The 7,635-nt window shown below is 67.1% G+C and carries 5 protein-coding genes and 1 pseudogene; 4 read left to right on the forward strand and 2 right to left on the reverse strand.

The features are described from left to right. Positions 1-48 precede the first annotated feature (48 nt). Positions 49-1,932 (reverse strand): fatty acyl-AMP ligase, encoded by a 1,884-nt coding sequence (locus ACZ4RZ_RS47295; protein ID WP_467753789.1) that lies wholly within the window; start codon positions 1,930-1,932, stop codon positions 49-51. Positions 1,933-2,218: 286 nt separating this feature from the next. On the opposite strand from ACZ4RZ_RS47295, the gene ACZ4RZ_RS47300 reads away from it, so the two are divergent. Further along, the gene (locus ACZ4RZ_RS47300; protein ID WP_467753791.1) at positions 2,219-3,526 is read left to right on the forward strand and encodes a beta-ketoacyl-[acyl-carrier-protein] synthase family protein; all 1,308 of its coding nucleotides are present in this window, start codon (positions 2,219-2,221) and stop codon (positions 3,524-3,526) included. Here ACZ4RZ_RS47300 and ACZ4RZ_RS47305 read toward each other — a convergent pair. After that, positions 3,490-4,260: a LuxR C-terminal-related transcriptional regulator gene (locus ACZ4RZ_RS47305; RefSeq protein WP_467753792.1), complete on the reverse strand. Its 771-nt coding sequence runs from the start codon at positions 4,258-4,260 to the stop codon at positions 3,490-3,492. The genes ACZ4RZ_RS47300 and ACZ4RZ_RS47305 overlap by 37 nt on opposite strands. Before the next feature lie 385 nt (positions 4,261-4,645). Here ACZ4RZ_RS47305 and ACZ4RZ_RS47310 point away from each other — a divergent pair, with 385 nt between their 5' ends. The 3 genes and pseudogenes from ACZ4RZ_RS47310 to ACZ4RZ_RS47320 all read left to right on the forward strand — a co-directional run. Next, positions 4,646-5,635, forward strand: a complete 990-nt coding sequence (locus tag ACZ4RZ_RS47310) for an AraC family transcriptional regulator (RefSeq protein ID WP_467753796.1) — start codon at positions 4,646-4,648, stop codon at positions 5,633-5,635. Positions 5,636-5,855: 220 nt separating this feature from the next. Then, positions 5,856-6,278 carry a TetR/AcrR family transcriptional regulator gene (locus tag ACZ4RZ_RS47315; RefSeq protein ID WP_467753797.1) on the forward strand — a complete coding sequence of 141 codons (423 nt, stop codon included), beginning with the start codon at positions 5,856-5,858 and terminating at the stop codon, positions 6,276-6,278. A gap of 974 nt (positions 6,279-7,252) precedes the next feature. Continuing rightward, positions 7,253-7,635 (forward strand): annotated as a pseudogene (locus tag ACZ4RZ_RS47320) (homoserine O-acetyltransferase family protein); the annotation flags it as partial.

The following is a 7,635-nucleotide window of genomic DNA, read 5'->3' on the forward strand; positions in this document are numbered from 1 at the left end:
AGGAAGAAGGCGACGGACAGTTCGTGCGCCCCCTGCATGGAGCGACGTTCAGACTGTGGCGAATGCCCGCGCCCGGTACCTGGACCGGCACTGTGCGCGCTGCAACTTGCCGCTGGTGGTGAACGGCAGCGCACCGGCCTTGACCAAGAGGACGTCGTCGGCCCGGAGGCCGTGCCCGGCGAAGACGGCCTCCCGGACGGCTTCTTCGACCTCATCCGCCGCGAGGGGCGCGCGGGCACCTGACGGAGTGTCCGGGACGGGTTCGGTCATGACGCGGTACCGGCTGTTGATCTCAGCCAGGACGACGAGGCGCGTGCGTCCGCCGTCCTCGACGGTGAAGGCGCAGGAGCAGCCCTCCCGTATGGCGGGATGGCTTGCTGCCGCGGTCGCCTCGATGTCGTACGGGTAGTGCTGCATGCCCTCCACGACGATGAGGTCGTCCACACGGCAGGTGACGAAGAGCTGACCGCCGTCCAGAAAGCCCAGGCTGCCGGTGCGCAGGAACCGGCGGCCCTCGTGGCCGCGCACGGTGGCGTTGAACGTACGCGCTGTCTCCTTCGGGGCGTTCCAGTACGCGGCACCGATACTCGGTCCGGAAGCCAGGATCTCCCCTGTCTCGTCCGGGGCGCACGGATCGCCGGTGGCCGGATCCACCACCGCGATGGTCATGGACGGGTGCACCTGGCCCAGGCCGACCAGCCGGCGGACCTCGTCCTCGCGACCGGCTCGCTGCACCTTGCCTTTCGCCAGCGCCACCGCGTCGAACCGGCGGATCACCGGTTCGGGCTCCACCGGCCCGCCGCTGAGCATGACAGTGGACTCGGCGATGCCGTAACTCGGGAAGAACGCCTCGCGGCGGAAGCCGAACGGGGCGAGCATGGCACTGAACTGGTCAATCATCTCTGCACGCACCGGCTCGTCGCCGACCACCGCGATCCGCCAGGCGCTGAGATCGAGGGAACGCAACTGCTCCTCGGAGACGCGCCGCAGGCACAACTCGTACCCGAAACCGGGTGCTGAACTGATGCCCGCCCCGCGGTCCGATATCGCGCGGAGCCAGTTGACCGGATGCTGGGTGAACGCCGAGGGCGGCATCAGTACGGCGTCGTACCCGACGTAGATCGGCTGCAGGACCCCGGTGATCAGTCCCATGTCGTGGAACACGGGCAGCCAGGACACGACAGGCGGCAGCCGGTCGAAGTCGTCCGTGGCCCGGGTACCGTTGGCCAAGATCAGCGAGAGGTTGTGCAGAACGTTGCCATGGGTGAGCTCCACACCCCGGGGCGGACCGGTCGTGCCGGAGGTGTACTGCAGGTACGCGATCGTGTCCGGGCCGATGCCGGGGGCATTCCAGCCGTACGCGTCCGTCTCACTGATCTCGTCGGTCGCCACAGAGGTTGGCCGGCATGGTGTGGAGATGTCCTTCAGCAACGCGTCGACACGGTTCAGCCTTGACCCGTTCGACAGCAGCACATCCGGCTGGCAGCTGTTGACGATTGCCCGGAAGCGCGTAGACCGGTCGTCGACGCCGACGCGCAGCACCGGAGGAGCCGGCACCGCGATCAGGCCGGCATACAGGCAGCCGAAGAAGGCGGACACGAAGTCCAGGCCGGGCGGGTAACTCAGCACGGCGCGGGCGCCCTGCGGGGCTTGCCTGCTCAGACGCGCGGCGATTGCCCTTGCCCGGGCGTCCAGTTGGGCGAGGGTGAGCGAGTCGGACTCTTCAAGGCCGTTCTCCAGAAAGGCGAACATCCGTCGATCCGGCTCCCTGGACGCGCGATCCCTGCAGAGCTCGACCAAGGTCGTCGGCTCCTGTCGGAATTCTGTGACGGCATCCTCTGACATCGTGGTCCTCCTGTTCGACTCGGCCATTGGCATTGCCCCTGCCATTTCCCCACTGACCCACCGGGACTTGGTTACGTATCCAGCCATTGCTGTACGTGTGCGTCATGGTGGTTCCACTCGAAGAGATGCTAAGTCGGCAGAGAAATATCGGGTATCCGCCGCGGGATGGTGTCCATCCCCCTACCGGAGGCGAGCTTCGAGTAGGCCGGAAGACGGATGAAAGCCATCCTCCGGCCGCCGTCACGGTTCGGTCCGTCGGCCGTTACGGAAAGTGCCTCGTACTGGCTACCGTCATGACGACGGCCAGTGGGCGACGAATGGCCCGTATCCAAGGGAGAACATTTCCCCAGAAGGCTTCAGAAAGGGAACCTTGATGTCCTACGACGCATCTGACGACTACTTCTTGGGTTATCCGAAGCTCCCCGAACTCCCCGAACTCCCCGGTCGCCCGGACGGGGAGGTCCTGGGTACGACCGGCGTTGTGGTCACCGGTTTGGGAATGACCACGCCGCTGGGTGGCAACGTCCACTCCACCTGGGAGGCGCTGCTTGCCGGCGAATCCCCGATCACCGTGCTCGACGAACCGTGGGCTCGCGATCTGCCCGTACGGCTGGCAGGCCGGCTGAGTCAGGAACCGACCGAGGTACTGGACCGGGTCGAGGCCCGACGGATGGACCGCTGCCAGCAGATTGCGATGGTGGCTGCCCGGCAGGCATGGGCCGACGCCGGCGCGCCCGAGGTGGCGCCGGAGCGGCTGGCCGTGGTGATCGGCACCGGCCTCGGCGGCGGGACGACGCTGGTCGACCAGCACGACCTGTCCTTGGCCAAGGGGCCGGGCCGCGTGTCGCCGTTCGCGGTGACAATGCTGATGCCCAACGGTTCGGCCGCCGCCGTCAGTCTGGCTCTCGACGCCCGGGCCGGCGCCCACGCGCCGACCAGTGCCTGCGCCTCCGGAGCGGAGGCAATAGCCATGGGGCTCGCCATACTGCGTGCCGGGCGGGCCGATGTCGTTGTCGCCGGCGGCACCGAGGCATGCATCGGCCGGCTGTCCATGGCGGCTTTCGCCCGCATGGGAGCCCTGTCCGGCCGTCATGAGGACCCTCAGAACGCATCGCGGCCGTTCGACAGCGCCCGTGACGGCTTCGTCATGTCCGAGGGCGGCGGTGCCGTAGTGCTGGAGCGAACCCAGTTCGCGAAAGCTCGTGGCGCGCGGATGTATGCCACGCTCGCCGGTACAGGGATGAGCTCCGACGCGCACACCATGACATCTCCGTCAGCGGACGGTCAGATCAGTGCGATCCGCGAGGCCTTGCGCTCCGGCGGCCTCGGCCCGCAGGACATCGTTCACGTCAACGCTCACGCTCCCGGTACGCCCGTCGGTGACCGTATCGAGGCGGCGGCATTGCTGGAATCGCTCGGTCCGCATGCTCTTGTGACGGCGACCAAGTCGATCACCGGCCATCTCATAGGCGGGGCCGGCGCGATCGAGGCCATCTTCACGGTCCTGAGCGTCTTCACCGACGTGATTCCCGCGACCAGGAACCTCAACGACAAGGATCCCGAGGTGAAGGTGGAAATCGTCACGGGAACCCAGCGGCGCATCAGGGTCACCGCGGCCATCTCGAACTCCTTCGGTTTCGGCGGTCACAACGTGGTCCTCGCGTTCACCAAGCCCGCCTGACCACGGGCTCGGGACGGGACGGAGGGCAGGGGGCCTGCCGCGGCCTGTTTGGCCCGCGGTGGCTGGGGCGGGTGCACGAGACCGCTCCGCTGGGCCAGCAGCGCCGCGTGCATCCGGTTCGGCAACTCGAGCTTGGCGAGGATGCGCGAGACGTGGGACTTCACGGTGGCGAGCGTGACATGCAGCTCGTGGGCGATCTCCTGGTTCGACCTGCCCATGGCTATACCGCAGAGAACTTGGGTCTCGCGGCCGCTCAGGCTTGCCAGGGCGACCGCGTGAGACCGCTCATGTGGCGGCGGCAGGATCTCGAACCGATCGATCAGCCGTCGGGTCATCGTGGGGCACAAGAAGGCCGCGCCGTCAGCAACCGCACGGACGGCTGAGATCAGCTCGTCCTGGCTGGCACTCTTGAGCAGAAAACCACGTGCGCCCGCCTTCAGCGACCCGAGCAGATGGCTGTCAAGGGCGTTGCTGGTCAGGACAATTATCCCCGGCGCGACTCCGGGTACTGCCGTCCCCAAAGGCTGGGCGAGTTTCCGGATGAATTCGCATTCGGCATCCACGAGGACGACCTGCGGTCGCCGCAGCTCGGCCATGCGTAATGCTTCCTCGCCGACTCTCGTATCGGCGACCACCGTGATATCCGGCGCCTCCCCGAGGGCCTGCCGGAATCCGCGGCGCACGAGATCCTCATTGTCGACCAGCATTACTTCCAACGTGCTGAAGTCGTCCATCATTCGCTCCGCCCGTGCGATTCGGAAGTGCCCCCGTTGCCTTCGGCAACCAGCAACCGGCACTGTGTGTTTCACTGGCTGTGCTCGAGAATGTTTTCCGGTGCAGCGGTTGCGCACGTGATGACCGTGGGGCGCGCCGAGCGCTACAGACAGCGGTGGCTGATAACGCGTACGCCCCCTGGCCCGCACGCACATCCCGACTAGGCTGAATGGCAGCCTACGGCGGGATACGCCGCATCGATCCCTTCCGATGCTAGGGGGATTGGCAGTGCTGGTTCCAGGCAATGGCGGCCATGCTGTTGGCCGTTCCGGACACACGGCGGCGGCCGACGAAGTCTCCACAGCTCCGCGGCTGTTCAACCGAGGCATCGCAGGCGTGCGCGCGATGGTGGACGTGGGCGTCGAGCGCGGAGTGCCCGTACCGGCATGCCTCGACGGCAGTGGTGTGGACGAGAACGCTCTTGCCGACGATGCCGCTCATGTCCGGGCCTGGCAGGAGCTCACTGTGGCGCAGAACCTGGTCCGCGCCACGGGCGACGCTCCCGGCCTGGGGCTCGAGGTCGGCAGCCGGATTCCGCTGCGTACGTACAGCGTGTTGGGCTTCGCACTGCTCGCCAGCCCGACGCTGCGCGAGGCCGCGGCTGTGGGACTGCGCTACCTGGAACTCACCTTCGCCATGGTCGGGATGCACCTTCAGGAGGACGGAAACGAGGTCCGTCTCGTCCTGGACGACGGGCTGGTGCCCCCGCCCGTCCGGCACTTCTTCATCGAGCGGGAAATAGCCAATATCCGGGCCCTCCTTGACACCATTGTGGGCCGGCCCTTCACCCCCCTCCGGCTGGATCTGCGCTTCCCACGGTCTGAAAAGTCCGCGCCGTACGAGGCGTTTGACGACGTGCCCATCGCCTTCGGGGCGCCGCGCAACGCGATCGTCACCCTCGCGGCGGTACTGGAGCAGTCGCTGCCGCAGGCGGACAAGCACACCATGGAGGTGTGCGAACGCGAGTGCAGGCTCCTGCTGGCCCGGCGCACCGACACCGGATTCGGAGCGCGGGTACGGGAACTGCTCATGCAGTGGCCGGACGGCATACCCGACATGGGCGTTGCCGCAGCCGCGCTGCACGTCTCCACTCGCACTCTGCACCGGCGGCTGGCGGTGGAGGGCACGTCCTACCGGCGTCTGGTCGACGCAGCGCGGCACGCTCGTGCTGTCGAGATGCTGTCCACCCTCGGACTCGGGGTCGACCAGATCGCCGTACGTCTCGGGTACGCCGACGCGGCGGCATTCATCCGCGCGTTCCGCCGGTGGACCGGTGCGACCCCCGGTGCCTACCGAACGCGATCAGTACGCAACCTGTCGGGGGCCCACGAGTGAAGGACGGCCTGCTGCCTCAGTGGGGCGGCGCGGTAATGCTGGCCGTGTACGCCGTGGTCATCGCCACCGCTGCGAGCCTCACTACACTGCGACGTGATGTCACCTAGGAAACCCGCAGTATTGCGGGACGGCGGAGGCGATCAGACGCTCCGCGAGCACCTGATCGCCACTGCTGCGCGCCTCATCGCCGAACACGGGAGCGTGGGCCTGACCGCGCGGCATCACCCGCGAGGCCAAGGTCGCCGCCGGCGTGTTGTACAACCACTTCGCGGACAAGGAAGAACTCCTCGCTGAAGCCCTGCACGCGCACGTCACGACCGTCATGGCTGGCGCCGGTGAACCGCCGGTGGCCGGTCAGGGCACCGTCGAGGACAACCTCCGCGACTACATCACCCGCAGCAGTTCTTCCAGGGGCATTGCGCCGGCCGCGAGCAGCGCGGCGACGATGCACCGCATCAACCCCACACTCAGCTCCTTCCTGGGCAGCGGGATCGTGCGCGGCGAGTACACGACCAACTGGGCTCAGCTGGTCGAGCTTCCCCCGGCCGGCCCAAGCCGCTGGTGTGGACGCCGGAATGGGTGGAGCACTGGAAGCGGACGGGCGAGAAGCCTGGGCCTGTCAAGGTGTGGACTCCTGAACTGACCGGCAAGTTCCTGGACTACGTCAGTGGCGACTGCCTCTACCTGTGAGGCTCGGTAACGGGACTCCGCAGGGCGGTTGCTGGTGCAGAGAAGTCGAACAAAGGTCGCGAACCACTTCACGGCACAGGGCCGCGGCGGATGGGCAACGTGCAGCCGGGCCGTGGCCCAGCTGAAGCGGTGGAGGCTATTTGCCCAGGCCGGCGACGCGCTGCCTCTCTACCACCAGCAGACGAAGAATCTGCTCGCGTACATCCTTCAGGGCCACAGGCTCAGCAATTGTTCTCGCACTGCCTGCCACCACGCCACCTCAACGCACTCCTGACCTGCAACTACGCGCTGGAGGGGCGAAGAAATGGCAAATTCGACCCGGATTCGACCCCACGACCCCTCAACGCGGAAATGATCATGTCTGATCTGCAGCGATGCAACTTCTGCCGATGTACCACCAGTTTGCGGCACAACAATCGATACAAAACGCCCAAAGCTCCCATGTATCACAAAGCGGGCGTGCCGAGCTTGACACAACCCATCGGCGGAAACGCTCAGCAAGGTCGTCGACTCAGCGCCCTCCTGATTTCGCCCCCGCGGACGATCACCCGCCCTGAACAGGCGCTTTCCCCAACCCCTTCCGTGAGGCGGAAGAGGTATTGCGGCGCCGTGACGCCCTTCCGGACGATGTCGCCACCACCCAACGACGGGAGCCGCAGCCATGCCGCACATGACCGCCTTCGCCAGGAACCAGTGGTACAGCTAGCGCACCTTTCTGACCTGCGCTTGTGTGGGGGCGATGAGGCTGTGACCTGCTAGGACGGGTTGCGGAGGCGATCGGAGGCAGTCAGAGGAAAACACTCTGATGCGACCCCGGTTCGACCCGGGTCGCTCAGAGGCTGTCAGAGGCAACACCCTCTGCAACTGGCCTTTGGGAGACCCGAGTTCGACGGTGTGGATCACGGGTGGCGCCTCTGGCGAACCTGCGACCCGCACTGGCGTGGCGGCGACTACCACGACACCGGCCGGGGTCCGCACGCGGGGCTCGGCCTGGCCCGCCGCCTCGCCCACGTCACCTACCGCAGCGAGCCGGAGTTGCAGGTCCGCTTCGGTCGCACGCCCCAGGGTACGGAGGACCCCTGGAACGGCGGCCGGTACCAGGTCGAGTCCTATCTCGACCACCACGCCGCCAAGCTGGTGCGCCGTTTCGACGCGGGCGGCTATGTCGTGCTGGCAGACGCCATGAACACTCACGACATCGGCCGCGGTCGCGGCGGTACGCGCGCCACCCTGCGCCGCGTGACCGCCAGGACACTTGTCGCCGGAGTGAGCTCGGACCGCCTGTATCCCCTCACCCAGCAGGCGGAGCT

Source organism: Streptomyces sp. NPDC027189 (assembly GCF_055566975.1).